General features: G+C 72.9%; 27 protein-coding genes and 1 riboswitch. Of the genes, 8 read left to right on the top strand and 19 right to left on the bottom strand.

What is annotated here, in order from left to right; all coding sequences use genetic code 11:
• Nucleotides 1-4: 4 nt before the first annotated feature.
• Genes AB0B97_RS30145 through AB0B97_RS30135 form a run of 3 tightly spaced genes read right to left on the bottom strand, consistent with a single transcriptional unit; the run spans nt 5 to nt 2,441 of the window.
• Complete coding sequence (locus tag AB0B97_RS30145; RefSeq protein WP_357498442.1) at nt 5-754, bottom strand: SIS domain-containing protein; 750 nt, start codon at nt 752-754, stop codon at nt 5-7.
• The gene (locus AB0B97_RS30140) at nt 751-1,557 is read right to left on the bottom strand and encodes an AAC(3) family N-acetyltransferase (protein ID WP_357498440.1); all 807 of its coding nucleotides are present in this window, start codon (nt 1,555-1,557) and stop codon (nt 751-753) included. The genes AB0B97_RS30145 and AB0B97_RS30140 overlap by 4 nt, the downstream gene beginning before the upstream one ends.
• A gap of 53 nt (nt 1,558-1,610) precedes the next feature.
• Nucleotides 1,611-2,441 carry an alpha/beta fold hydrolase gene (locus tag AB0B97_RS30135; RefSeq protein ID WP_357498438.1) on the bottom strand — a complete coding sequence of 277 codons (831 nt, stop codon included), beginning with the start codon at nt 2,439-2,441 and terminating at the stop codon, nt 1,611-1,613.
• A 107-nt stretch (nt 2,442-2,548) separates the two neighbouring features.
• Nucleotides 2,549-2,653, top strand: a riboswitch (TPP riboswitch).
• Between the two features lie 77 nt (nt 2,654-2,730).
• Between AB0B97_RS30135 and AB0B97_RS30130 the strand changes: the two genes are divergently transcribed.
• The 5 genes from AB0B97_RS30130 to gndA all read left to right on the top strand — a co-directional run bounded on the left by AB0B97_RS30130 (nt 2,731) and on the right by gndA (nt 8,398).
• The gene (locus tag AB0B97_RS30130) at nt 2,731-3,318 is read left to right on the top strand and encodes an ECF transporter S component (RefSeq protein ID WP_234587245.1); all 588 of its coding nucleotides are present in this window, start codon (nt 2,731-2,733) and stop codon (nt 3,316-3,318) included.
• Nucleotides 3,319-3,456: 138 nt separating this feature from the next.
• Nucleotides 3,457-4,872, top strand: a complete 1,416-nt coding sequence (locus tag AB0B97_RS30125; protein ID WP_357498436.1) for an ABC transporter ATP-binding protein — start codon at nt 3,457-3,459, stop codon at nt 4,870-4,872.
• 70 nt (nt 4,873-4,942) lie between these two features.
• The gene (locus tag AB0B97_RS30120) at nt 4,943-5,743 is read left to right on the top strand and encodes an energy-coupling factor transporter transmembrane component T (RefSeq protein WP_357498434.1); all 801 of its coding nucleotides are present in this window, start codon (nt 4,943-4,945) and stop codon (nt 5,741-5,743) included.
• 770 nt (nt 5,744-6,513) lie between these two features.
• Nucleotides 6,514-6,810 (top strand): MTH1187 family thiamine-binding protein, encoded by a 297-nt coding sequence (locus AB0B97_RS30115; protein ID WP_357498432.1) that lies wholly within the window; start codon nt 6,514-6,516, stop codon nt 6,808-6,810.
• 145 nt (nt 6,811-6,955) lie between these two features.
• The gene (gene gndA, locus AB0B97_RS30110) at nt 6,956-8,398 is read left to right on the top strand and encodes an NADP-dependent phosphogluconate dehydrogenase (protein ID WP_234587233.1); all 1,443 of its coding nucleotides are present in this window, start codon (nt 6,956-6,958) and stop codon (nt 8,396-8,398) included.
• Between the two features lie 126 nt (nt 8,399-8,524).
• On the opposite strand, the gene AB0B97_RS30105 is transcribed toward gndA, so the two are convergent.
• From AB0B97_RS30105 to recO, 5 genes are all read right to left on the bottom strand, one after another.
• A complete protein-coding gene (locus AB0B97_RS30105; RefSeq protein WP_357498429.1) occupies nt 8,525-9,286 on the bottom strand; it encodes a pirin family protein in 762 nt (253 codons plus the stop codon).
• The gene (locus AB0B97_RS30100; protein ID WP_234587228.1) at nt 9,283-9,483 is read right to left on the bottom strand and encodes a thioredoxin reductase; all 201 of its coding nucleotides are present in this window, start codon (nt 9,481-9,483) and stop codon (nt 9,283-9,285) included. Before AB0B97_RS30100 ends, AB0B97_RS30105 begins: the two co-directional genes overlap by 4 nt.
• Nucleotides 9,484-9,785: 302 nt before the next feature.
• Nucleotides 9,786-9,971, bottom strand: coding sequence for a hypothetical protein (locus AB0B97_RS30095; protein WP_234587226.1), 186 nt, complete (start codon nt 9,969-9,971; stop codon nt 9,786-9,788).
• 68 nt (nt 9,972-10,039) lie between these two features.
• Nucleotides 10,040-10,840, bottom strand: coding sequence for an isoprenyl transferase (locus tag AB0B97_RS30090; RefSeq protein ID WP_234587293.1), 801 nt, complete (start codon nt 10,838-10,840; stop codon nt 10,040-10,042).
• An 8-nt stretch (nt 10,841-10,848) separates the two neighbouring features.
• Entirely contained in the window at nt 10,849-11,724 is an 876-nt protein-coding gene (gene recO / locus AB0B97_RS30085) for a DNA repair protein RecO (RefSeq protein ID WP_357498426.1), read from the bottom strand.
• A 102-nt stretch (nt 11,725-11,826) separates the two neighbouring features.
• Here recO and AB0B97_RS30080 point away from each other — a divergent pair, with 102 nt between their 5' ends.
• Nucleotides 11,827-12,630, top strand: coding sequence for a DUF4097 family beta strand repeat-containing protein (locus tag AB0B97_RS30080; RefSeq protein WP_357498424.1), 804 nt, complete (start codon nt 11,827-11,829; stop codon nt 12,628-12,630).
• Here AB0B97_RS30080 and AB0B97_RS30075 read toward each other — a convergent pair.
• From AB0B97_RS30075 to AB0B97_RS30040, 8 genes are all read right to left on the bottom strand, one after another.
• On the bottom strand, nt 12,617-13,753 hold the full coding sequence (locus AB0B97_RS30075; protein ID WP_357498422.1) for an acyltransferase: 1,137 nt from the start codon (nt 13,751-13,753) through the stop codon (nt 12,617-12,619). The genes AB0B97_RS30080 and AB0B97_RS30075 overlap by 14 nt on opposite strands.
• 154 nt (nt 13,754-13,907) lie before the next feature.
• Nucleotides 13,908-14,813 (bottom strand): GTPase Era, encoded by a 906-nt coding sequence (gene era / locus AB0B97_RS30070; protein WP_234587218.1) that lies wholly within the window; start codon nt 14,811-14,813, stop codon nt 13,908-13,910.
• A complete protein-coding gene (locus tag AB0B97_RS30065; RefSeq protein WP_357498420.1) occupies nt 14,810-15,196 on the bottom strand; it encodes a cytidine deaminase in 387 nt (128 codons plus the stop codon). The genes era and AB0B97_RS30065 overlap by 4 nt, the downstream gene beginning before the upstream one ends.
• The gene (locus tag AB0B97_RS30060; RefSeq protein ID WP_357498473.1) at nt 15,189-16,613 is read right to left on the bottom strand and encodes a hemolysin family protein; all 1,425 of its coding nucleotides are present in this window, start codon (nt 16,611-16,613) and stop codon (nt 15,189-15,191) included. Before AB0B97_RS30060 ends, AB0B97_RS30065 begins: the two co-directional genes overlap by 8 nt.
• Nucleotides 16,589-17,062, bottom strand: coding sequence for an rRNA maturation RNase YbeY (ybeY, locus tag AB0B97_RS30055; protein WP_007463954.1), 474 nt, complete (start codon nt 17,060-17,062; stop codon nt 16,589-16,591). The genes AB0B97_RS30060 and ybeY overlap by 25 nt, the downstream gene beginning before the upstream one ends.
• Nucleotides 17,063-17,077: 15 nt before the next feature.
• Complete coding sequence (locus AB0B97_RS30050) at nt 17,078-18,133, bottom strand: PhoH family protein (protein ID WP_234587214.1); 1,056 nt, start codon at nt 18,131-18,133, stop codon at nt 17,078-17,080.
• A gap of 131 nt (nt 18,134-18,264) precedes the next feature.
• Entirely contained in the window at nt 18,265-19,650 is a 1,386-nt protein-coding gene (locus AB0B97_RS30045; RefSeq protein ID WP_357498417.1) for a serine hydrolase domain-containing protein, read from the bottom strand.
• The gene (locus tag AB0B97_RS30040; RefSeq protein WP_007463963.1) at nt 19,647-20,006 is read right to left on the bottom strand and encodes a histidine triad nucleotide-binding protein; all 360 of its coding nucleotides are present in this window, start codon (nt 20,004-20,006) and stop codon (nt 19,647-19,649) included. The genes AB0B97_RS30045 and AB0B97_RS30040 overlap by 4 nt, the downstream gene beginning before the upstream one ends.
• Before the next feature lie 47 nt (nt 20,007-20,053).
• Here AB0B97_RS30040 and AB0B97_RS30035 point away from each other — a divergent pair, with 47 nt between their 5' ends.
• Nucleotides 20,054-20,815: an SDR family oxidoreductase gene (locus tag AB0B97_RS30035; RefSeq protein ID WP_234587209.1), complete on the top strand. Its 762-nt coding sequence runs from the start codon at nt 20,054-20,056 to the stop codon at nt 20,813-20,815.
• A gap of 185 nt (nt 20,816-21,000) precedes the next feature.
• Here AB0B97_RS30035 and AB0B97_RS30030 read toward each other — a convergent pair whose 3' ends face one another.
• The 3 genes from AB0B97_RS30030 to hrcA all read right to left on the bottom strand — a co-directional run bounded on the left by AB0B97_RS30030 (nt 21,001) and on the right by hrcA (nt 23,978).
• Nucleotides 21,001-21,735 carry a 16S rRNA (uracil(1498)-N(3))-methyltransferase gene (locus tag AB0B97_RS30030; protein ID WP_357498414.1) on the bottom strand — a complete coding sequence of 245 codons (735 nt, stop codon included), beginning with the start codon at nt 21,733-21,735 and terminating at the stop codon, nt 21,001-21,003.
• 1 nt (nt 21,736) lies between these two features.
• Nucleotides 21,737-22,882 carry a molecular chaperone DnaJ gene (gene dnaJ, locus AB0B97_RS30025; RefSeq protein WP_172899204.1) on the bottom strand — a complete coding sequence of 382 codons (1,146 nt, stop codon included), beginning with the start codon at nt 22,880-22,882 and terminating at the stop codon, nt 21,737-21,739.
• Nucleotides 22,883-22,955: 73 nt separating this feature from the next.
• Entirely contained in the window at nt 22,956-23,978 is a 1,023-nt protein-coding gene (gene hrcA / locus AB0B97_RS30020) for a heat-inducible transcriptional repressor HrcA (protein ID WP_234587205.1), read from the bottom strand.
• Nucleotides 23,979-24,203: 225 nt separating this feature from the next.
• On the opposite strand from hrcA, the gene AB0B97_RS30015 reads away from it, so the two are divergent.
• The gene (locus AB0B97_RS30015) at nt 24,204-24,842 is read left to right on the top strand and encodes a DUF4870 domain-containing protein (protein ID WP_357498411.1); all 639 of its coding nucleotides are present in this window, start codon (nt 24,204-24,206) and stop codon (nt 24,840-24,842) included.
• The last annotated feature ends 39 nt before the right edge of the window (nt 24,843-24,881 follow it).

Genomic DNA, 24,881 nt, shown 5'->3' with positions numbered 1-24,881 from the left:
GGGGTCAGGAGCCGCGGCGGATCCGGCCGGCGTACCGGGCTTCCAGCGCCGTGTTGTGCGCGTCGCCGTCCGGGATGTTCGCCGAGAGGTAGACCGGAGGCCGCTCCCCCGTCGCCAGCAACCGGGCGACGACCTCCACGGTGACCTGCTGCGCCAGCAGCGCCGCAGTGATCGAGGAGACCGCGCCGACCGCGCCACCGCCGGGCAGCGGCAGCGTCGCGTCGCCGTACGGTGCGCCGTTGTCGAGCACCACGTCGGCGAGGTCGGCCAGCTTGTGCCCGGACGGGTGGCGGGACGTCATCCGCCCGGAGTGCTGCGCCGAGGTGATCGCCACCAGAGGGTGGCCGTGCTCCTTGACCAGAGTGGCGAACTCGACCATCGCGCCGTTGACCCCGGAGTTCGAGGCGAGCACGAAGACGTCGGCGGGGCGTACGGGGGCCAGCTCCCAGAGTCGGTGCGCCACCGCCGGGTCCCGCTCCAGCAGCGGCCCGAGACGATCGGCCGGTTCGCCGCCGAGCAGCACCAGGTCACGCAGCGCGATCCGGTTGGTGGGCACCAGGCCACCCGCCCGGCCGGCGATCTCCATGGCGAGGGCCTCCGAGTGCCCGGTGCCGAAGGCGTGCACCACCCCGTCGGCGCGTACCGCTTCGGCGATCAGATCGGCGGCCCGCCCCACCGCGTCCCGCTGGCTGGCGGCCACCCGGCCGATCGTCTCGGTCACCACGGCCAGGTAGTCCTCGGCGCTCACACTCATGCGTCCTCCGTCGTCCGGTTGCGGGCCATCCACTGCACGGCGAAGTCGACAGCTGCCCGCTGGCGTACCAACCTCCCCGTCCCGGCGCCCACCGGGCCGGTACGCACCGCCCCGATGGCCTCCAGGTCCCGGCCCAACGCGCCGAAGTCGCCCGCGTCGAGCCGGACGTCCTGCCACCACACCCACTCGCGGCCACCGTCGGCCGTGCGTGCCGCCGCGCCCAGTCGCTCGCGCACCGGCTTGGGACTGCGGTACTCGGCCAGGTGCAGCGACGTGTTGACGCTGTGGTCCACACCGATCAGGAGCACGTCGGCGTCCAGGTCGTAGAGCCGGGCCAGCGGCGAGCCCTCGCCGAGCATGTCGGCGAGTTCGTGCCCCGCCACCACCTGCTCGGCCGTCGGCCCGAGCGCGGCGAACGACACGTGGGGATGCGTGCTGCGCAGCGCGTCGGGCCAGCAGCGGACCGTCTCGGCGAACACGCCCATGTGCCGGCTCGGCGTGACCGCCGGGTCGAAGCCCGGCATCTCGGCGCGGATCAACTGCCACCAGTCCACCGGCACCGGCGGGTTGCGCCACTGCGCCGGGTCACTGTTGTCGGGGTTGTGGGTGGGCACCACGATCGTGCCGTCCGGGCCGAGCGCGTCGCGCAGGGCGAGCACCAGCGCCTGCGGCCCACCGCAGACGAAGCCCAGCGGGCGCATCCCCGCGTGCACCAGCACCGTCGAGCCGGGGCGTACACCCAGAAGGCGCAGCTGCGCGGCGATCGAGCGACGGGTGCCCAGCCCGCCGGCGGGCGCCGTCACGGCGCTTCTCCCCCTGCCGCCGGCCCGCCCGGCGCCCGTCGGCCCGGCACGGCTCAGGCCGTCCCGGCGATCCGGGCCAGGACCGCCTCCGCCAACGCGGCGGGTGCGGCGTCCGGAATCCAGTGGCTCACCCCGGGCAGCGGTACGAAACGGTAGTCGCCGGTGACGTTGGCGGCGCACGCCTCGGCGGCGGGTCGTCCGATGGCGATGTCCCGGTCGCTCCAGACGTACGTGGTGGGTACGGCGACCGGACCGACAGCGGCAAGGTCGGCGCGGGACATGGCTCGGTACCAGTTCAGGGCGGCGGTGAGCGCGCCCGGCGCCCGCATCGGGTCGGCGTAGCGGTCCACCCGGGAGGCGTCGCCCACCCCGCCGAGCATCTTGCGCAGCGCCGTCGCGTGCCACGCGAGCAGCACCTTCTCGGCCTTGCCCGGCTTGCGGAACAGCGCGATGTACGACGAGCGGGCCTTCTGTTCCCGGTCGGTGCTCAGGGCGTGCGCCATGGCCGCCGGGTGCGGCACGGACACCGCGGTCAACGTACGGACCCGTTCGGGGTGCGCGGCGGCCACCGCCCAGGCCACGATCGCGCCCCAGTCGTGGCCGACCAGGTGGACGGCGTCCACACCGAGCGCGTCGAGCACCGCCACCACGTCGGCGACCAGTTCGGGAATCCGGTACGCGGACACCGCCTCCGGCCGGGCACCCGGCGAGTAGCCCCGCTGGTCCAGCTCGTACGTGCGCAGCCCGGCGGCGTGCAGTGCCGGCACGACCTCGTCCCACTCCCCGCTGTGCTGCGGGAAGCCGTGCAGCAGGAGGACGGGGATGCCGTCGGAGGGGCCGCCGGTGCGTACCTCGAACGTGAGACCTCGCGCGTCGACCTGCATGATCGTCAGCCTACCCAGGCGGCGGGACGCCGGCCCGGCTGCGCGGGCGTCCGGATGCCCTGCTGGGCTGTTACCCCTGGTCGGTGCTAGCGTCAGCGAGACAACTTCACATCCGACAGGGGAGCGCACAGCGCTGAGAGTGCGGGCACGCCCGCAGACCCTCGAACCTGATCTGGGTAATGCCAGCGCAGGGAGTTCGGTCGACCTCCAGCCGCGCCGTGGGTCCGGTGCCACCGGACGCGCGGCGTGCGTCTTCTCCTGGTTCGTTCCACTGAACTGGGAGCACAGCATGGACAACACCACCAGCCGTTGGCGCACCATCGACATCGTGGTCGCCTCGGTGATCGCGGTCGCCTTCGGCGTCATCTTCTGGGCCTGGGGCCTGGTCTGGAGCGCCACCGAGGGTGCGTTCGCCTTCTTCCCGCCGGCACAGACGCTGATCTACGGCGTCTGGCTGCTGCCGGCCGTGGTCGGCGGCCTGGTCATCCGCAAGCCCGGCGCCGCGCTCTACTGCGAGACGGTGGCCGCGGTCGTCTCCGCGCTGCTGGGCAGCCAGTGGGCCGGCACGGTGATCCCCCAGGGCATCGTGCAGGGCATCGGGGCCGAGCTGGCGTTCGCCGCTTTCCGGTACCGGTCGTTCCGGCTGCCGACCGCCGTACTGGCCGGCGCGTTGACCGGTCTCAGCGCGGCGCTGTTCGACTTCTTCGTCTGGAACGTCGACTACGCGCTGGGCGACTACCGCATCCCGTACGCCCTGCTCACCATCGTCAGCGCCACGATCATCGCCGGCGTGGGCGGCTGGTTGCTGACCCGCGCCCTGGCCAACACCGGCGCGCTGGACCGCTTCCCGGTAGGCCGGGACCGCGCCCTCATCTGAGGGCGCAACCGTCCCGGTGATCAAGAGGTTCGCGTCAACGGAAGCCGGAATTCTGCCGCAAACCTCTTGATCACCGGCGGGAAGACGGCCGGGAAGAGCCGGGGAAGACGGCCGGGAGTGGTTGGAAGGGGGTGTCGGGTGGGCGGGGTGCTGCTGCGGGGGTTCGGCTGGCGGCATGCCGGGCGGCGGGCCTGGGCTGTGCGCGGAGTGGATCTGCGGGTCGAGGCCGGGGAGCGGGTGCTGCTGCTCGGGCCCTCGGGGGCCGGCAAGAGCACACTGCTCAGCGCGCTGGCCGGGCTGCTGCCCGACGATTCCGGTGAGCAGGAGGGCACCGTCGAGATCGACGGGCTCGACCCCCGCAAGGCGCGGGAACGGGTCGGCATCGTCTTTCAGGACCCGCAGACCCAGTTGGTGATGGCGCGCAGCGGCGACGACGTCGCGTTCGGGCTGGAGAACCGGGGCGTACCGACGGACGAGATCTGGCCCCGGGTCGACGAGGCGCTGCGGCGGGTCGGTTTCCCGTATCCCCGGGACCGCAGCACTGCCGCGCTCTCCGGCGGCGAGCAGCAACGCCTGGCTCTGGCCGGCGCGTTGGCCCTGCGGCCCGGGCTGCTGCTGCTCGACGAGCCGACCGCCAACCTCGATCCGGACGGAGCCGCGCTGGTCCGGGGCGCGGTGACGGGCGCGTTGGACGCCGACACCACAGTGATCCTGGTCGAACACCGGGTCGCCGAGGCACTGCCACTTGTGAACCGGGTGGTCGTCCTGGAGCCCGGCGGCGGGGTCCGCGCGGACGGGACGCCCGACGCGGTCTTCGCCGCGCACGGCGCCGCCCTCGCCGCCGAGGGCGTCTGGGTGCCCGGTCACTCCATCGCGCCCCGCACGGCCGCCGCCACCCCCGGCGACCTGCTGCTCACCGCCGACCGGCTCGGCCTGCCGCCCCGGCTGGGCCCCACCGACCTGGCGGTACGCGCCGGAGAGGCACTCGCCGTACGCGGGCCCAACGGCGCCGGCAAGTCCACCCTGGCGCTGCTGCTCGGCGGTCTGCTCAAACCGGGCGTCGGCCGCGTCACCGCCTCGGCCGAGTTGGCCGGCGCGGACCACCGCGCTCCCCCGCACCGCTGGCGAGCGCCCGCGCTGGCCCGACGGATCGGGTCGGTCTTTCAGGACCCGGAGCACCAGTTCGTCACGAGCACCGTCTTCGACGAGCTGGCGCTCGGGCCACGCCGGACGGGTCAACCCGAGGCCGCCGTCCGGGAGACCGTGGCGGAACTGCTGGAACGACTGCGGCTGACCCGACTCGCGGCGGCCAACCCGTACACCCTCTCGGGTGGGGAGGCACGGCGGCTGAGCGTGGCGACGGCCCTGGCCACGGCACCCCGCCTGCTGATCTGCGACGAACCGACCTTCGGGCAGGACCGGCGGACCTGGCGGGAGCTGGTCGACCTCTTCGCCGACCTGCGGGACGCCGGCCACGGCGTGGTCACGGTCACCCACGACCTCGATTTCGTCGCCGCGCTCGCCGACCGCACGGTCACCCTGGAGCGACAGTGACCGCCCGGAGCACCAACGTCGGCGGCGCTGCCGGGTCGCGCGGGACCGCGTCCACCCGAGGTGACCTCCGATGATCAGCATCGAGCCGGTCGCCGCGCCCGGCGCCCCGCTGGCCCGGCGGAACCCGGTGGCGAAGGTGGCCGCCGCGCTGGTCTTCTCGTTCGTCCTGCTGGCGACGCTCGACCCGGTGGCGCCGGCGATCGCCATCGCTGTCGAACTTGCCGTCCTGCCGCTGTTCGGCGTCCGCTACCGGGTGCTGGCCCGGCGGGCCCTGCCCCTGCTGCTCAGCGCCACCGGCATCCTGGTCACCCTGGTGCTCTTCGCCGCCGACCAGTCCGGCCGGGTGCTGCTGGAGGCCGGGCCGGTGCTGGTGAGCACCGGCGTGCTGCGCACCGCTCTCGGCCTGGTGCTGCGGATCTTCGCGGTGGCCCTGCCCGGCGTGATCGTCTTCGCCACCACTGACCCGACCGACCTGGCCGACGCGCTGATCCAGAACGCGAAGGCGCCGGCACGGTTCGCCGTCGGGTCGCTTGCCGCGTTCCGGCTGGTGCCGCTGCTCGGTCAGGAATGGCAGATGATCAGCATGGCCCGGCGGGCACGCGGCGTCGACGCCGGACGCAATCCGGTGGCGAAGCTGCGGCTGTTCACGTCCACGGCGTTCGCGCTGCTGGTCGGGGCGATCCGTCGGGGCACCCGGCTGGCCGTCGCCATGGACGCGCGCGGCTTCGACGGCGACACACCCCGTACCGTCGCCCGGCGCCAGCGCTTCGGCCTCGCCGACGCGCTGCTGATCGCCGGGGCGGCCGCGCTGGCCGGAGCGGCCCTGACGACGAGCGTGCTCCTCGGCACCTTCCGTCCCCTGATCGGCTGACGCCAACCCCCGTCACCGCGATCTTGCAGTTACTGTCGTGGATTTACCCCGAATGCATGGGTATGTAGCGACAGAAAGTGCAAGATCGCGGGGGCGGGGGCGGGGGGCGGGTCAGCTGCGTCGGAAGGCGTAGCGGCGCGGCTGCCCGGCTCGCTGGCTCTTGCCGTCGAACGAGCGGGCTCGGCCGGCCTGGGGTGGCCCGGCCTGGGGCGCCCCAGGTCGTCCGGTCACCGACGAGTCGGCCACCGGAGGCACGGCTGGGGCCGCCAAGGCCGGCAGCACCGGTTCCACTGCCGGGGCCGGCAGAGCGGACCTGACCGCCCGGGCCGGCGCGTCGGGACGAGCCGGCAGGTCCGCCCCGGTCGAGCCGGCAGACTCGACCGGCGGGGCCGGGGCTGTGCCGTGGCCGGCCGCCGGGTCGATGCCCAGCGGCGTCGGTGCGGACGTACGGGTCTTTCTCGGATTGCGCCTGGCGGGCATCCGGGCCTCCTTCGGTGCCGACCGTCCCGGCGGTCCCGCGCTCCCGCGGTCGGTCGGATCGGCTGGTGACCGTGGCAACGCGACGGTCGAACGGGAAGGACTGCTCACCGGGGATCGGGCCGAATCAACACCGCCGAACGGTGCAGGAGGACGCGCGACGCCCGGGAGCGCACGGACCGCGATCGCGGGGAGGCGGGCCGGCTCGGGAAGTGGGGCGTCAGTTGCGCATGCCCGAACCCTAACCACCGCCCGACGAGACGCGCACCCGATTTTCCTGGCACGATCGGCGCATGCTGATCGCGTTCTCGATCACCCCGCTCGGTGCCGGCGACTCCGTGGGTGACCTGGTTGCCGAGGCGGTACGGGTGGTCCGCGAATCCGGATTGCCCAACCGGACCGATGCCATGTTCACCACCGTGGAGGGTGAGTGGGACGAGGTGATGGCGGTGGTGAAGCGGGCGGTCGACGTGGTGTCCGCGCAGGCGCCCCGGGTGAGTGTCGTCCTGAAGGCCGACGTCCGGCCCGGGGTCACCGACGCGCTCACCGCGAAGGTGGCGCGTGTGGAGGATCGACTGTCCCAGGGGTGAGCGGGGCCGCCGGTCAGGGTGTGGCCGCGCCGGGCGGACGGGCCGCGACCAGGCAGTGACCCGCCGTGGGACGACCCGCCCACGATCCCGCGCGCCGCGATACGGTCGCAGCAGGATAGTTCGACGGCGAGAGGTGGCGGCACGAATGGCTGAGCAGGCGACGGCGCAGATCGGCGTGACCGGGCTGGCGGTGATGGGCCGGAACCTGGCCCGCAACCTGGCCCGCAACGGCTTTACCGTGGCGGTGCACAACCGGTCACCGGAGCGCACCCGCAGCCTCGTCGCCGAGCACGGTGACGAGGGCACCTTCGTGCCCGGTGAGTCGATGGCCGACTTCGTGGCGTCGCTGGAACGGCCCCGCGCGGTGATCGTGATGGTCAAGGCCGGTGCGCCCACCGACGCCGTGATCGACGAGCTGGTGCCGCTGCTGGAGGAGGGCGACATCATCGTCGACTGCGGCAACGCCCACTTCGCCGACACCCGTCGCCGGGAGGAGTCGCTGCGCGCGCAGGGGCTGCACTTCAGCGGCACCGGCGTCTCCGGTGGTGAGGAGGGCGCGCTGCTCGGGCCGAGCATCATGCCGGGCGGCTCGGAGGAGTCGTACGCCAAGCTCGGGCCGATGTTCGAGAAGATCGCCGCCCACGTCGACGGCGAGCCGTGCTGCACGCACGTCGGGCCGGACGGCGCCGGGCACTTCGTCAAGATGGTGCACAACGGCATCGAGTACGCCGACATGCAGCTCATCGCCGAGGCGTACGACCTGCTCCGGTCGGGCCTGGGCGCGAAGCCGGCGGAGATCGCGGAGATCTTCCGCGACTGGAACGGCGGCGAGCTGGAGTCCTTCCTCATCGAGATCACCGCCGACGTGCTCGCGCACACCGATGCGGCGACCGGCCGCGCGTTCGTCGACGTCGTGCAGGACCGGGCCGAGCAGAAGGGCACCGGCCGGTGGACGGTGCAGAGCGCCCTCGACCTGGGCATCCCGATCACGGGCATCGCCGAGGCGACGTTCGCCCGCTCGCTGTCGGGTCACGTCGACCAGCGCGAGGCCGCCCGGCGGGCGTTCCCGGACGCCGGTGAGGCGTGGCAGGTCGCCGACCGGGACGCGTTCGTCGAGGACGTGCGCCGGGCGCTGCTCGCTTCCAAGATCGTCGCGTACGCGCAGGGCTTCGACCACATCCGGGCCGGCAGCCAGGAGTTCAACTGGGACATCGACCTCGGCGGCACGGCGACCATCTGGCGGGGCGGCTGCATCATCCGCGCCCGCTTCCTGAACCGCATCCGCGAGGCGTACGACGAGCAGCCCGACCTGCCGACGCTGCTCGTGGCACCGTACTTCGCCGAGGCGGTCGCGGCAGGTGTGCCGAGCTGGCGGCGGGTCGTGGCCGACGCGGCCCGGGCGGGGGTGCCGACGCCGGCGTTCTCGTCGTCGTTGGCGTACTTCGACGCGCTGCGCGCCGAGCGGCTGCCCGCCGCGCTGATCCAGGGCCTGCGGGACAACTTCGGCGCGCACACCTACCAGCGCGTCGACCGCGAGGGTTCGTTCCACACCACCTGGGCCGGCGACAAGACCGAGTCCCCGGCGTAACCAGGATCGCCCCGCGCGCCGCGCTCAGCAAGATCGTGCTTGATCCAGGATGTAGTGGCCTCCCGCGCCAGGGAGGCCACTACATCCATGTTCGAGCGTGATCATGGGAGCCGACGCGGGCACCCGTCAGGCGACCGTGGCGTGCATCTCCCAGACGAGGATCTCGGCCGGCTCGTCGGCGGTCACCCGCCGGCCGCCGGTCATGGTGAGCCGGGCGGCGTCGCCGGTGCCGAGCGGGCCGCTGTCCTCCAGGGTCACCGTGCCGTTCGGCACGTACAGGTGCACGAAGGGCGCGTCCGGGAGGGTGACCTCGTCGCCCGGGCCGAGTCGGGCGGCGTGCAGGGTGGCGTACCGGTTACGGATCCGGATCGCGGACGCCCCGTCGTAGCGGTCCATCCCGGAGGCGACAGGCACCAGGCCGCCGCGCAGCAACTCGTCCTCGATCTCCAACTGCTCGTAGCCGGGGTCGACGCCCTGCTCGTCGGGGAGCACCCACATCTGCACGAAGTGCACGGGGTCGCTGTGCGGCTCCTGGTTGCTGAGCCGCCAGGCGTCGTTCTTCTCCGAGTGCAGGATGCCGGTGCCGGCGCTCATCCGCTGCGCCAGGCCCGGGTAGATCACCCCGGAGTGGCCGGTGGAGTCCTGGTGCACGAGGGAGCCGCGCAGCACCCAGGTGACGATCTCCATGTCCTCGTGCGGGTGGGTCTCGAAGCCGGCGCCCGGCCGGACCACGTCGTCGTTGTTCACCAGCAGCAGCCCGTGGTGGGTGTTGGCCGGGTCGTAGTGCCGGGAGAACGAGAAGGAGTGCTTGGAATCCAACCAGGAGATCCGGGTGGCGAACCGGTCCTCGGCGCGACGCAGGTCGACCGACGGCGCGGGTGCGGTCACCAGGCACGCTGCCCGGTCTCGGGGGTCGACGGCGCCCAGGTCAGGGCCGGCTCACCGGTGACCAGCTCGGCGATCTCACCGGTACGCAGCTGCGGCGTGTGACCGAACTCCGCGCAGTGCTGCTCGGCGATCTCGGCGCAGATCTCGGCGACCTGTTCGCAGATCGGGTCGCCCAGATCCGCAGCGTTCAACGCCATGATCATCTTGTACCGGAGATCCCGCATATCCCCCCCAACCGCATCATCCCGCCACCTCCGGACCCTACCTGCCCCCACCTCCCCGAACCCCGAAACAACCAACCCCACCCACCCTCCCCGGCCGCGTCGATCATGGAGTTGTGGTGGCGAACGAAAGTCGCGAATGCGGCCGAACCGGCCACCCCAACTCCATGATCGACCGGGGCGTGCTGCACCGATTTGGCTTCCTGGACGCGCCGACCGGGTGAGACGCCAGCGCCGCCCCGCACGTCGTGTGCGGGGCGGCGCGGGAGAGTCGGGAACTACCAGAACCGGCGACGCTTGGCCTTCTGCGGGCGGATCAGATCCGCACCCTTGGTCAGCAGCCGGGTCGCCCCGGAGGGACCACGGCGGGCCTCCAGGGTGTGGCTGAGGCGGCGGGCGCCGGCCGCGGCCACTGGCACCGCGATCGCCATCACCGCCCACTGGGCAATGCGCTTCTGGATCATGTGGGTTCACCTCCGTCAGTGGCTTCTGACGTAGCTGGTACCCAGAGTGACCGTCGGGTAAGCCTCCGTCAGACCGTCGGGGCCACCGGGTTGGGCAGCGCGCCGCCGAACCGCCGGTCCCGCTGGGCGTACAGCTCGCACGCGTACCACAGGTGGCGGCGGTCGAAGTCCGGCCAGAGCGTGTCCAGGAAGACCAGCTCGGCGTACGCGGTCTGCCAGAGCAGGAAGTTGGAGATCCGCTCCTCGCCGGAGGGCCGCAGGAACAGGTCCACCTCCGGAATCTCCGGGTGGTACAGGTATTTCGCGACGGTCTTCTCGGTGACCTTCGACGGGTCCAGTCGACCGGCCGCCACGTCCCGGGCGATCGCCGCGGCGGCGTCGCCGATCTCGGCCTGCCCGCCGTAGTTCACGCAGAACTGCAGGGTCAGCGTCGAGTTGCCCCGGGACATCTCCTCGGCGGTCTGCAACTCGGAGATGACGCTCTTCCACAACCGCCCCGACCGCCCCGACCAGACCACCCGGACGCCGAGGTCGACCAGCTGGTCGCGGCGTCGACGGATCACGTCCCGGTTGAAGCCCATCAGGAACCGGACCTCGTCGGGCGAGCGCCGCCAGTTCTCGGTGGAGAACGCGTACGCCGACAGGTAGGGGATGCCCATCTCGATCGCGCCCTCGATGGTGTCGAAGAGGCTGTGCTCCCCCGCCTCGTGGCCCTTGGTGCGGGGCAACCCGCGGTCCTTGGCCCACCGGCCGTTGCCGTCCATCACGACGGCGACGTGCTTGGGCACCGCCTCGCTCGGCAGCGCCGGCGGCCGGGCACCGGACGGGTGCGGGGTCGGTGGCGTCGGCTCCCGCCGGCCGGACCTCATCGATCGGATCACTCGGCTCTCTCCCTGCTCGTGCCGTCCGCACCGGCCTCGACGTCACCGCGCGGCCGGAGCATCGCAGCCCCACCGCCGCCCGGCGGCGGGACCGTGCCGGCGACCGAGGGACCCCGGTCGACCAGCGGCAGCGAGCGTAGCGCGCGTTCCAGATGCCACTGGAGGTGCGCCGCGACCAGCCCACTGCACTCCCGGCGTACACCCGTCTCGGTGGCGTCGGCGACCACCCAGTCGCCGGTGGTCAGCGCGGACATCAGGTCGATGGTGGCCGGCGCGGGGTGGGCCGCGCCGGGCGGCCGGCAGTCCGGGCAGACCACGCCGCCGGCCGGCACGGAGAACGCGCGGTGCCGCCCGGTGGTGCCGCAGACCGCGCAGGCGATCAGCGCCGGCGCCCAGCCCGCGAGAGCCATCCCGCGCAGCAGGTACGCGTCGAGCACCAGCGTCGTCGCGTGCTCGCCCCGGGACAGCGCCTTCAGCGCCCCCACGGTGAGCTGGAACAGCCGCAGCGACGGCTCCCGCTCGACAGGCGTCAGCCGCTCGGCGGTCTCGGCGATCGCGCTGGCCGCCGTGTAGCGGGGATAGTCGCCGAGGAACCGCTTGCCGTACAGCTCGATGCCCTCGACCTGGCTGACCGTGTGCAGCGAGCTGCCGTGGTTGCCCTTGGGGTCGCCGGCGAGTTGAAGGTCGACGTGACCGAACGGCTCCAGCCGGGCGCCGAACTTGCTCATGGTGCGCCGGACCCCCCGGGCGACCGCCCGCAGCCGGCCGTGCCGGCGGGTGAGCAGCGTGATGATCCGGTCGGACTCGCCGAGCTTCTGCACGCGCAGCACCACCGCGTCGTCGCGGTAGAGCTGTCGGCGGTACCCGGCCATCTGACCATTCTCCCTCGGGGTCTGAAATCAGGGTCGGTTCGGGGTGGATGCGCGGACGAACCCCGATGCGCCAGGCTCGCCACCGGCCGTAGCGTGCTGGCCATGGCACTGCACCAGATGACCGCCGCCCGTCGCCGCGCCGCCGCGCCCGTCGCGTTGGGGCTGGCCACCGGCCTCATCCTGCTCGCCGGGTGCGACAACCTGTCCTTCCGCCGGCTCGACTACGACAACACCGAGGCGGTGAAGATCAGCACCATCCGGGTGCAGGGGGGCTCCGGAGACGTGATCGTCCGAGGCGGCGGCACGGCGGGCGAGGCACGAATCAAGCGGGTCGTGCGCTACCAGGGCGGCGAGCCCAAGGCCCGGTACGAGATCAAGGACAGCGAGCTGGTGCTGGACACCGACTGCGGCGACAGGTGCAGCGTCTCGTACGAGGTGACCGTCCCCGAGGGCGTGACCGTGCAGGGCGAGAGCGGCTCGGGTGACGTCGAGCTGACCAAGGTCGGCGCGGTGAAGCTGCGGCTGGGCTCGGGTGACGTGCGGATCAGCGACGTCGCCGGGGCGATCGACGTGGAGACCGGCTCCGGCAACATCGAGCTGAGCGAGGCCCGTTCGACGGTACGACTGCGCGCCGGCTCCGGTGACATCACGGCTCGCCGCCTGGACGGGACGACGGACGCCGAGGCCGGCTCCGGCAACGTCACCGTCGAGCTGGAGACCGCCGCCTCGGCGCGTGTGCACGCCTCCAGCGGGGACGTCTCGCTGGTGGTGCCGGCCGGCAGCTACCGGGTCCGCTCCAGCACCGGCTCCGGCGACGCCCGGATCACCGTCGCCGACGACCCGGCCGCGTCCCTGGTGCTCGACGGCTCGGCCGGCAGCGGAGACGTGTCGATCAGCCAGCGTTGACCTCGACGGTCACCGGCGCACCGGGCACCCGCTGCGCCGGCACGGCCGCCCGTACGGCGGTCTCGTCGACGTCGGGACGACCCGCCGGGCCACGGTCGGAGGGGGCCGGCGGGCCGGTCGGGCGCGACGAGCCGGCGGGAATCAGCTCCGGGCGGCGACGGGCGGCGACGTCCTCGACCCAGCCGACGGCCAGGGTGACCAGACCGACAAGTGCGAAGACCAGCAGCACCCGGACGGCCAGCCCCACCGGGTCCTGGTGCGACCAGCCGACCACGTCGACCAGCGGGGTGAGCGCCACCACGAACGGCATGTGCCAGAGGTAGATGGTCAGCGCCCGCCGGTTGAACACGGTCACCAGCCGGTCGGCCAGCCGGCTGCGCTCCAGCCAGGCCACCCCGGCCGGGGCCCGACCCAGCACGACCAGGATGAACGCGGCCGACCAGAGCGCGTTGCCGAGGTGGTTGTCGTTGAGGTCGTACCCGCGGGGGCCGGGATGCGTGACGATCCAGGCCCCGCCGACGACCGCGAGGGCCAGCGACAGCGGGTACAGCACCCGGCCGGTGAGTCGACGCAGCATTCCGGCGTGGTGGGCGAAGCCGAGCAGCCAGGCGCCGAAGTACAGCCCGAACTCGCGCACCACCGGCGGCGCCGGGTAGATCCCCACCTCGATCGTCACCAGCACCACGTACGGGGCGAGCAGGGTGGGCAGCGGGGCCCGGCGGAACAGCCAGAGCGCGACCGGCGAGGCGAGCACGAACCACAGGTAGTCGCGCAGGTACCAGATGATGCTCAGCGCCAGGGCGCCCCAGTTGTTCGCCGGCGGATCGGTGATCGGGAACAGCCACAGCAGCACCCGGGGCGACAGCGCCAGCCCGGTGAGCAGCATGGTCGGCACGAAGACCGCCGCCAGCACCCACAGCGACGGCAACAGCCGGCGCAACCGGCGGCCGACCGCCCTCGGGCCGGACCGGGCGAGCGAGGCGGCCATCAACGAGCCGGCCAGCGCGAACATCACCGACATCGCCGGGAAGACGAGGGTGAGCGTCGCCCAGCCGGTGACGTGGTAGACGACCACCCGGACGATGGCCAGGAAACGGAGCAGATCGAGGTATCTGTTGCGCATCAGCCTGCATCTGGATCGGGGACGCGGTGCTTCCTCCCCTACCCTTCGCGGCCCGTGCGCCAAACGACGCCGACCCCGGCCGATCGTGAAGCTGCCCACGGCCCCGACCGCAAACGATCAGGCCGCCCCTCAGCAGGGCGGCCGGATGGCGCTCTTAGAAGCCCAGCTTGCGCAACTGCCTCGGGTCGCGCTGCCAGTCCTTCGCGACCCGCACGTGCAGGTCGAGATAGACCCGGCTGCCCAGCAGCTCCTCGATCTGCCGGCGGGCGGTCGTGCCGACCTCCTTGAGCCGGCTCGCCTTGTGACCCAGAACAATGGCCTTCTGGCTGGGCCGTTCCACGTACAGGTCGGCGTAGATCTTGATGACCTGACCCTCGGGGATCATCTCCTCGACCACCACGGCGATGGAGTGGGGCAGCTCGTCGCGGACGCCCTCCAGGGCCGCCTCCCGGATCAGCTCCGCGACCATCACCTGCTCCGGGTCGTCGGTGAGCATGTCGTCCGGGTAGAGCTGGGGCGACGGCGGCAAATATTTGGTCATCACGTCGACGAGCGTGTCCACCTGGTGCCCGGAGACCGCGCTCACCGGCACGATCTCGGCGAACTCGCCCAGCTCGCTGACCGCGAGCAGCTGCTCGGCCAGCCGGCGCTTGTCCACCAGGTCGGTCTTGGTGACCACCGCCAGCACCGTCGCCTTCAGCTCGGCCAGCTCGCCGGTGATGAACCGGTCGCCGCGCCCCACCGGCTCGTCCGCCGGGATGCACAGGCCGATCACGTCGACCTCGGTCCAGGTCGAGCGGACCAGGTCGTTGAGGCGCTCGCCGAGCAGCGTACGGGGGCGGTGCAGACCCGGCGTGTCCACCAGAACCAGCTGCGACTCCGGACGGTGCAGCACCGCCCGGATGACGTGCCGGGTGGTCTGCGGCTTGTTCGAGGTGATCGCGATCTTGGTGCCGACGATGGCGTTCGTCAGGGTGGACTTGCCGGCGTTGGGCCGCCCCACGAAGCAGCCGAACCCGGCCCGGTACGGACGCGGCTCCGGATCCCGGACGGGGCTCACTGGGTCACCGTGCCGAGCACGGTGCCGTCCGGCGCGGCCACGTGGATCGGCGCGTCCACGGCGAGGTCGCGGACCGCGGCGTGTCCGGCGCCGTCCAGCGTCGACGCCTCGGTCACCACCACCGCCGCCTCCAACCGGGCCGCACCGGCGGCCACGGCGGAGGCCACCGCCAACTGCAGCGCCGTGAGGGTCAGCGAGGGCAGCGCGACGCTTGCCGCCGCGTACGTCCGGCCGTCGGAGTCCCGGACCGCGGCCCCCTCCACGGCACCGACCCGCCCGCGGGCGCCCCGGGCCAGGACGACGAGCTTGCCGTCCTCGGCGCTCAGCGGACCCGGCGCGGTGGGGGTGGGCCGGGCGGCGGGCGCGGCGGGTGTCTCAGGCATCGGCGGCTTGCCTCTCCTCGTCTCGATAATGATCCGGGTCGTCCCCGGGGCCGGCATTGTCGCCGCGCCCGGTGCTGTCCTGCTCGTCGCCCGACTCCACCCTGCTGACCAGGACGGTGTCGATCCGGTTGCGCCGGCCCGTGGTGCCCTCGGCGACCAGCCGGAGGCCGGCCACCTCGGCCTGCGCTCCGGGGATCGGCACCCGCCCCAGCGACTGGGCGAGCAGGCCACCGACCGTCTCCACCTCGTCGGTGGGCAGATCGGCGCCGAACATCTCGCCCAGGTTCTCCACCGGCAGGCGGGCGGTCACCCGCACCGAGGAGTCCGCGAGGCGTTCGACCGGCGGGCGTTCGACATCGTACTCGTCGGTGATCTCACCGACGATCTCCTCCAGGATGTCCTCGATGGTGACCAGACCACCGGTGCCGCCGTACTCGTCGACAACGATGACCAGGTGGTTGCGGGCCGCCTGCATCTCCGACAGCAGATCGTCGACCGGCTTGGACTCCGGGACGAAGGTGGCGGGGCGCATCAGCTCGGCCACCGGCAACTGCTCGGCGTCCGGGTCGCCGCCCCGCGACCGCCGGATCAGGTCCTTGAGGTAGAGCACCCCGAGCACGTCGTCGACGCTCTCCCCGATCACGGGGATGCGGGAGAAACCCGAGCGCAGGAAGAGCACCAACGCCTGGGCGAGGGTCTTGCCCTCCTCGATCCACACCATCTCGGTACGCGGAACCATCACCTCGCGGGCGATGGTGTCGCCGAGCGCGAACACCGAATGGATCATCTGACGCTCGCCGTGCTCCACGACGCCGCGCTGCTCGGCCAGGTCCACCAGCTCCCGCAGCTCCACCTGGCTGGCGAACGGCCCCTCGCGGAAGCCGCGCCCCGGGGTGACCGCGTTGCCGATCAGGATGAGCAACGAGGCGAGGGGGTTGAGCGCGCGGCCCAGCCAGCGGACCAACGGCGCGACCGCCCGGCCCACCGCGTACGCGTGCTGCCGGCCGATGGTGCGCGGCGCGACGCCTACCACCACGAAGCTGACCACTGTCATCGCGCCGGCGGTGACCAGCGCGGCACGCCACCCGGCGCCGAAGCTGTCCACCGCGACCAACGCCACGAGCGTGGTGGCGGTCAGCTCGGCGAGCAGCCGCAGCAACAGCAGCAGGTTGAGGTGCCGGACGACGTCCGCGGCCACGACCTGGAGGGTCCGGGCGCCGCGCACACCGTCGCGGGCCAGCTCGGCGGCCCGGGCCGGCGAGACCGCGGCGAGCGCCGCCTCGGTCATGGCGATGACACCGGCCAGCACCACCAGGCCCGCCGCGAAGACGATCAGTTGCAGGTCGGGAAGGCCGGCCGTGGGGCCGACCGCGAGTAACAAGGGAGTGGACATCACTGGGTGCGGGTCGACCGCCAGCTCGCCAGCAGTCGAGCCTGCAGAGCGAACATCTCGCGCTCCTCCTCCGGCTCGGCGTGGTCGTAGCCGAGCAGGTGCAGGACCCCGTGCACGGTGAGCAGGTGCAGCTCGTCGGCCGAGGCGTGCCCGGCGGTCGCCGCCTGCTTGGCCGCGACCTCGGGGCACAGCACGATGTCACCGAGCAGGGCCGGCTCGCCGCCGGCGGGGGCGCTCTCGCCCGGACCGTGGTCGACGCTCCCCTCGTCCATCGGGAAGGCGAGCACGTCGGTCGGGCCGTCCCCACCCATCCAGCGGTGGTTCAGCTCGGTCATGTAGTCGATGTCGACAAGCAGCACGGAGAGCTCGGCGAGGGGGTTGACCCCCATCTCGTCGAGGGCGTGCCGGGCGACGGCGAGCACGGCGTCGGTGTCGACCTCGACACCGGACTCGTTGGCGATCTCGATGGACAACTGCTTTCCTCTGCTTTAGCGGCGGCGGCCGGACCGGCCGCCCTGGGCGGGTCGCCCGGGAACGGCGTGGACGCCCTGCGCCTGCTGGTTCTCCCGCTCGTCCCAGCGGGCGTACGCGTCGACGATCTCCCCGACCAGCCGGTGGCGAACCACGTCGGAGCTGGACAACTGGGAGAAGTGCACGTCGTCGACGTTCTCCAGGATCTCCCGGACCACCCGCAGGCCGCTGCTCGTCCCGCCGGGAAGGTCCACCTGGGTGATGTCACCCGTCACGACGATCTTGGAGTTGAAGCCGAGTCGGGTGAGGAACATCTTCATCTGCTCGGGCGTCGTGTTCTGCGCCTCGTCGAGGATGATGAACGCGTCGTTGAGGGTGCGGCCCCGCATGTACGCCAGGGGCGCGACCTCGATCGTCCCGGCGGCCATCAGCTTCGGGATCGACTCCGGGTCGAGCATGTCGTGCAGCGCGTCGTAGAGCGGGCGCAGGTACGGGTCGATCTTCTCGTTGAGCGTGCCGGGCAGGAAGCCCAGCCGCTCCCCCGCCTCGACCGCCGGTCGGGTCAGGATGATGCGGTTGACCTGCTTGGCCTGCAACGCCTGGACGGCCTTCGCCATCGCCAGGTAGGTCTTGCCGGTGCCGGCCGGGCCGATGCCGAAGACGATGGTGTTCGAGTCGATCGCGTCGACGTACCGCTTCTGCCCGAGCGTCTTGGGGCGGATGGTGCGCCCGCGACGGGAGAGGATGTCGAGGGTCAGGACCTCGGCGGGTCGCTCGGCGCTGCCCTGCTCGAGCATGCCGACGGTACGCCGGACGGCGTCAGTGGTCAGGGTCTCGCCTTTCTCGATGAGTTCGAGCAGCTCACTGAAGACCCGCTCGGCGAGGGCGTTGTCCGCGGGGGCGCCGGTGATCGTGATCTCGTTGCCCCGGACGTGCACGTCACTGGCGACCGAGCGTTCGACGAGTCGCAGGATCTCGTCGCCCGCGCCGAGCAGATTGACCATGATCTTGGAGTCGGGCACGGTGATCCTGGTCTGCACCCGGGGCGGGCCGGGAGGTGGGGTGCCGGTCATAGGTCGGGCCGAAGGGCCCTGCGCACCTGCTCTCGATCTCGGCGCCGGCCCTGCTGGCACGGCGTGCGGACGTTACACCCATCGTATCGGTTCAACGCGGGCCGCATCGCGCCCATTTCCGCTGGCCGCGATCAACTACCGGCCCGGAAGTCGTACCCGTCGAAGGTCTCCTGGTGGCGGGTGAACCGGTAGGTCGCCCAGTGCATCCGGACCACCGTCCGATCCTCGTCGCGGGTCAGCCGCAGCAGCTCGCCGACCTCCCGGCCGGAGACCGTCCGGAACACGTCCGGCCGGTCCGGCAGCGGTGCGAAGACCGCCGGCGGGCGGCCCGCCTGGTCCCCGGCCCCGCGCGCCCGCAGGGCGCCGTCGTGCCAGGAGAAGACGTACTCGGAACCCTCGCCCCACCACCGGCCGAGCACCCCCCGCAGGGCCGCCGGAGCGGGTGCGCCCGGCGTCCACGGCTCGATGTCGGCGGGATCGTGCTCGACCGCCTCGGTGAGCAGCCGGTGCGGCAGTTCGAGCACCTCGCTGGCCGTGCCGGACGAGCCGAGCACCGCGGCGCCCATCGCGCCGGCCGTGCCGTCGCCACCCCGCCGGCCGTACACGCCGGCCAGGAAGCCGGGCATCGCCCCGTCGTGCCCCACGTGCACCACCCGTTCACCCTGCGGTACGAGGATCAGGCCGAGCCCGAAGCCGGCGCCCCAGAGCGTCTCGTCGGTGGTGGTCAGCGGCCAACGCATCTCGTCCAGGGTGCCCGGGGCGAGCACCGCGCCGGCCGGGTCGAGCGCCGCCGGGTCGGCGAGGAACGCCGCCCAGCGGGCCATGTCGGTAGCGGTGCTCCAGAGCTGGGCGGCCGGGCCCACCGCGCCGAAGTCGGTCGGCGGCTCCGGGTGCGCCTCGTCGGAGTACGCGTCGACCAGGTAGCCGGTGGCCGCCGAGGGCCGCGGGGTCACTGTCGTGTCGGTCAGCCCCAGCGGAGTCAGCACCCGCTCGGCGAGCACCTCCGCCCAGGTGCCCCCACGCAGCCGGCCCACCAGCAGGCCGAGCACGGCCAGGCCCAGGTTGGAGTAGTGGAAGCGCCGACCGGTGGGCAACACCCGCTCGGCACGGTCGAGGCCGGCCACCAGCTGCTCGACGTCCGGCGCGTTCAGGGTGTCCCAGACGTCACCGAACGGCTCGCGTTGCAGGCCGCCGGTGTGCGACAACAGCCGGCGCACGGTCAGCTCGCCGTGCGCGGGAAGGTCCAGGTGCCGGCCCACCGGGTCGTCCAGGTCCAGCAGCCCGTCGTCGCGGCACTGGAGGGTGAGCACCGCCGTGAAGGTCTTGGTGACCGAGCCGATCCGGAACTGGGTGCCCGGCCCCAACGGACTGTCGGTGCCGGTGCCCCCGACAGTGCACGTCCACAGCTGTCGGTCGGCGCGGTGCAGCGCCGCCGACACCGCCGGCACCCGGGCGTCGGCCTGCACCCGGCGGACCAGCCGACCCAACCGGTCGTACGCGTCGGGGCCGGCCGTCACGCCAGGTCCCGGGCGAGCATCGGACCGAGCGGGGCGCCACCGAGCAGGTGCGCGTGCGCGTGGAAGACCTCCTGCCCGCCGTACGCCCCGGTGTTGAACATCAGCCGGAACCCGTCGCCGAGCAGCCCCTCGTCCTCGGCCACCGCGGCGGCCGTGGCGAGCACCGCACCGGCCAGCGCCGGGTCACCCTCGGCGAGCGTGGCGACGTCGGCGTAGTGCTCCTTCGGAATGACCAGGACGTGCACCGGGGCCTTCGGGTCGATGTCGCGGAAGGCGAGCGTGGTGGCGGTCTCCCGGACCACGGTGGCCGGGATCTCCCCGGCGACGATGCGGCAGAACAGGCAGTCGGATCCCATCGGGGCAGTGTAAGGAGAGGATGCACGGTTGAGGCAGGATGGCCGGCATGACGGATCGGGCGGTACTGGTGACCGGCTCCTCGCGTGGCATCGGCCGCGCGGTGGTGGAGGCGTTCGCCGCCAGCGGCGACCGGGTGGCCATCCACCACCGCGACTCCGGCGACGCGGCCGAGAAGCTGCGCGCGGGGCTGCCCGGCTCGGGGCACGTGGTGGTCCGCGCGGACCTCACCGACCCGGACGCGGTCCGGGCCATGGTCGACCGGGCCGCCGAACTGCTCGGCGGGCTGGACGTGCTGGTCAACAACGCCGGGACGTACGGCGACCGGGACGTCCCGCACCCGATCTTCGGCACGTCGTACGACGAGTGGCAGCAGCGCTGGCGGCAGGTGCTGGAGACCAACCTGACCGGGGCCGGCAACGTCATCTGGTGCGCCGCCCAGCACCTGCGCGAGCGCGGCGGCCGGATCGTCAACGTGTCGTCCCGGGGCGCGTTCCGGGGTGAGCCGGACCAGCCGGCGTACGGCGCCAGCAAGGCGGGGCTGAACGCGTTGGGGCAGTCCCTCGCCGTGGCGCTCGCGCCGTACGGCATCACGGTGGCCACCGTCGCGCCGGGCTTCGTGGCGACGGACATGACGACCGAGCACCTGCGCGGTGAGCGGGGCGCGGCCATCCGGGCGCAGAGCCCGTTCGACCGGGTGGCCCGGCCGGAGGAGATCGCCGCCGCCGTGCACTGGCTGGCCTCACCCGAGGCGGAGTGGGCGTCGGGCACCATCGTCGACCTCAACGGCGCCTCCTACCTGCGCAGCTGACCGGCCGCTCCCAGCGCAGTCCGGGGTGAGCAGGGCCTCCGGGCCACTCATCGCGTCCTTTGCTCTGCTTCAATCGGCGCAACACCCGAGGGCCGAAACTGTTGCGTCCGTTGAAGCAGAGCAAAGGACGCCGACGAGGTTGCCGGGGTCGGGCACGGCGGCCCGCCGCCGAACCGAGGGTGGGGCTACCAGCGGCCGAGGCGGGTGGCGAGCACGGCGAGCGCCGCGACCCCGGCCGTCGAGGTGCGCAGCACGGCTGGTCCGAGTCGGACCGGCCGGCCGCCGGCCTCGCGGAAGGCGGTCAACTCGGCCGGGGCGATGCCGCCCTCGGGGCCGACGACCAGGACGATCTCACCGCCGGTCGGCAGGTCGGCGGTGGTGAGCCGCTCCTGCGCCTCCTCGTGCAGGACGAACCCGGCGGCGGCGCCGGCGATCCGGCGGGCGACAGTCGCGGTCGACTCGTCGGGCGCACCGGCCACCACCGGCAGCCAGGGCCGGCGGGCCTGCTTCGCCGCCTCGCGAGCCGTGGCGACCCACTTCTGCCGCGCCCGTACGCCCCGGTCGCCGCGCCACTGGACCACCGAGCGCGACGCCGCCCAGGGCACGATCTCGTCCACCCCGACCTCGGTCATCGCCTGCACGGCCAGCTCGCCCCGGTCACCCTTGGCGATGCCCTGCACGGTGACGATCCGGGGTACGGGCGCGTCCGCGTACTCCCGGTTGGTGACGCTGACCTCCAGGCTGCCCCTGCCGACGGCGGTGACCACTGCGGCGGCCGTGCCACCCCGCCCGTCGGCGAGCAGCAGCTCCTCGCCGACGCGCAACCGCTGCACGGTGGCGGCGTGGTGCCCCTCGGGCCCGTCGAGGGTCAGCGCGTCGCCGGTGGGCAGCGCGTCGACCAGGAAGAGCGGCGCGGACACGTCAGGCGTGGCCGTTGAACGCGTCGCGCATCCGGGAGAAAAAGCCGCCCTGCTTGGTCAGCTCGGCGACCTCCTCGCCCCGGGTCTTGGCGAAGTCGCGCAGCATCTTCTCCTGGTCGGGGTCGAGCTTGGTGGGCGTCCGGACGTCGAGGTGCACGTAGAGGTCGCCCCGGCCGGTGCCGCGCAGGTGCGGTACGCCCCGGGCGCGCAGCCGCAGCGTGCTGGCCGGCTGGGTGCCGGCCTTGACGTCGACGGTCTCCTCGCTGTCCAGCGTCTTGATGGTGAGCCGGGTGCCCAGCGCGGCGGCCGTCATCGGCACGGTGACGCGGCAGTGCAGGTCGTCGCCCTTGCGGGAGTAGACGTCGTGCGGCCGCTCGTGGATCTCCACGTAGAGGTCGCCGGCGGTGCCGCCACCCGGGCCGACCTCGCCCTGCTGGGCCAGCCGGATCCGCATGCCGTCCTCGACACCGGCCGGGATCTTGACGGTGAGCGAGCGGCGGGTGCGCACCCGGCCGTCGCCGGCGCAGGTGGGGCAGGGGTGCGGGATTGTCGTGCCGTAGCCCTGGCAGACGGTGCACGGCCGGGCGGAGACCACCTGGCCGAGGAAGGTGCGCTGCACCGACTGCACCTCGCCCCGACCGCCGCACGCCTCGCAGGTGGCCAGGTGGGTGCCGGCGGCCGTGCCGGCGCCCGAGCAGGTGGTGCAGAGCACCGCGGTGTCGACGGTGATCGGGGCCTCGACGCCGAACGCCGTCTCGTGCAGGTCGAGTTCGAGGCGCAGGATCGCGTCGGCGCCCGGCCGGGTCCGCGGCCGTGGGCCACGGGCGCCACCTGCCGCGCCGCCGAAGAACGCGTCCATGATGTCCTGGAAGCCGACGAACGGGCCGGCCCCGCCGGGGCCACCCGGACCGCCCGCGCCGCCGCCTCCCGGGGCGAGCGGGTCGCCACCCAGGTCGACGATCTGCCGCTTGCGGTCGTCCGAGAGGACCTCGTACGCGGCGTTGATGTCCTTGAACTTCTCCTGGGCCTCCGGGTCCGGATTGACGTCCGGGTGGAACTGGCGTGCCAGCTTGCGGTAGGCGCGCTTGATCTCGTCATCGGAGGCTTCCCGGCTGACACCGAGGATGCCGTAGTAGTCCCTGGCCACTGCGTTCCGTGTCCTCATGTTCGTCTCGCGTTACGCCGACCGGCGGCCGCAGCCGGCCGTCGGCCCTGACTGGTCAGTTCTGGGCCAGCAGCTCGCCCACGTAGCGTGCCACGGCGCGCACCGTGGCGATGGTGCCGGGGTAGTCCATGCGGGTGGGCCCCAACACGCCGAGGCCGCCCACGATGGTGGCCCCCGGGCCGTACCCGGTGCTGACCACCGAGGCGGCGCGCAGGTTGTCGAACTCGTTCTCGTCGCCGATCAGGACCCGGGTCGTGCTGGGCTCGGTCTCGCCGATGAGCTTGAGCAGTACGACCTCCTCCTCCAGCGCCTCCAGGATGGGTCGCAACGAGCCCTGGAAGTCGAGCAGGCCGCCCCGGGTGAGGTTGGCGGTGCCGGCCAGGGCGATGCGCTCCTCGTGCCGCTCGACGAGCGTCTCCAGCAGGACCGTGGAGAGGGTGGTCATCGCGCCGCGCAGCTCCGACGGCACCTCCTCGACCAGCGCCTGCACCAGTGGCGGGGTGTCGGACAGGCGGGCGCCGGCGAGCTTCTCGTTGGCGAGCCGGCGCAGGTCGGTGACGTCGTCGGCGGGCACCGGCGCGGGCAGCTCCACCAGCCGCTGCTCGACCCGCCCGGTGTCGGCGATCATGACGAGCATCAGCCGGGTGGTGGAGATCGGCACCAGCTCCAGGTGGCGCACCGAGGAGCGGGCCAGGCTCGGGTACTGCACGACGGCGACCTGCCGGGTGAGCTGGGCGAGCAGACGGACGGTGCGGTGCACCACGTCGTCGAGATCGACCGCGCCGACGAGGAAGCGCTCGATGGCCCGGCGTTCGGCCGGGCTGAGCGGCTTGACCCGGGACAGCCGGTCGACGAACAGGCGGTAGCCGCGGTCGGTGGGCACCCGGCCGGCACTTGTGTGCGGCTGCCGGATGTAGCCCTCCTCCTCCAGCACGGCCATGTCGTTGCGGACCGTCGCTGGGGAGACCCCGAGCTGGTGGCGCTCGACAAGCGCCTTGCTGCCGACCGGCTCCTGGGTGGAGACGTAGTCCTCGACGATGGCGCGGAGCACGGCGAGCTTGCGGTCGTCCAGACCCATCCTCCGCACCTCCTGTCGCACGTCGGCCGGCAGCCCACCCGGGCCGTCGGCCGTCCTGGCACTCGACTGTAACGAGTGCCAGTCTACGTCGGCGCCCCCGCCGACGCGATGATCAACGACAGGCCGTCGGTGCGGCCCGCGCCACCCCGAGCGGGCCGATCGGCCCACGGGACCGGGCGGTGTCGCTCTGGTGCGACGTTGCCGCCGACACCTACCGTGACAGTCATGACTGAACCACCTCGCCCTCCCGGCGCGGGAGACCCCGGCAGTTACCCGCCGGAGCCGACTCCCCCGGGCTCGCCCTACGCGGCCGAGCCGCCCACCGCACCACTGTCGGGGGCACCCGACCCGGCCGGGTATCCCCCGGCCGGTGGCTATCCGCCGCCCACTGGTGACCAGCCGCCGTCGGGTGGCTACCCTCCGCCAGGTGGCTACCCCCCGCCGGGCGGTTATCCCCCGGGCGGCCCGACTGGCGGCTATCCGACCGGCGGCGCCTACGGCGGCCCCGGCGGCGGCTACGCCAACAACGAGGACAAGACCTGGGCGCTGGTCGCGCACTTCGGCGGCGCGGCCGGGATGATCGTCAGTGCGGGCGTGCTCGGCTGGATCGCCCCGCTGGTGGCGATGCTGGCCCGGGGCACCCAGTCCCCGACGGTCCGGGCGCACGCCGTCGCCGCGCTCAACTTCCAGCTCATCTGGTCGATCGTCGGCCTGGTCGGCTGGGTGCTCTCGTGCATCCTGATCGGCTTCATCGGCGTCGGCGCGGCCGTCATCCTCGGTGCCGTGTTCGGCATCCTGGCCGGCATCAAGGCCAACGAGGGCAGCCTCTACCGCTACCCACTCTCGGCCAACCTCGTCAAGTGATCCGGGCCGGCCGCTCCCCCGGCCGGTCCGGCGCACCGC

This window comes from Micromonospora sp. NPDC049004 (assembly GCF_040649315.1).
Classification (GTDB): domain Bacteria; phylum Actinomycetota; class Actinomycetes; order Mycobacteriales; family Micromonosporaceae; genus Micromonospora.
Note: the sequence above shows the minus strand (reverse complement) of the source record. Positions and strands in the feature narration are given on the sequence as shown.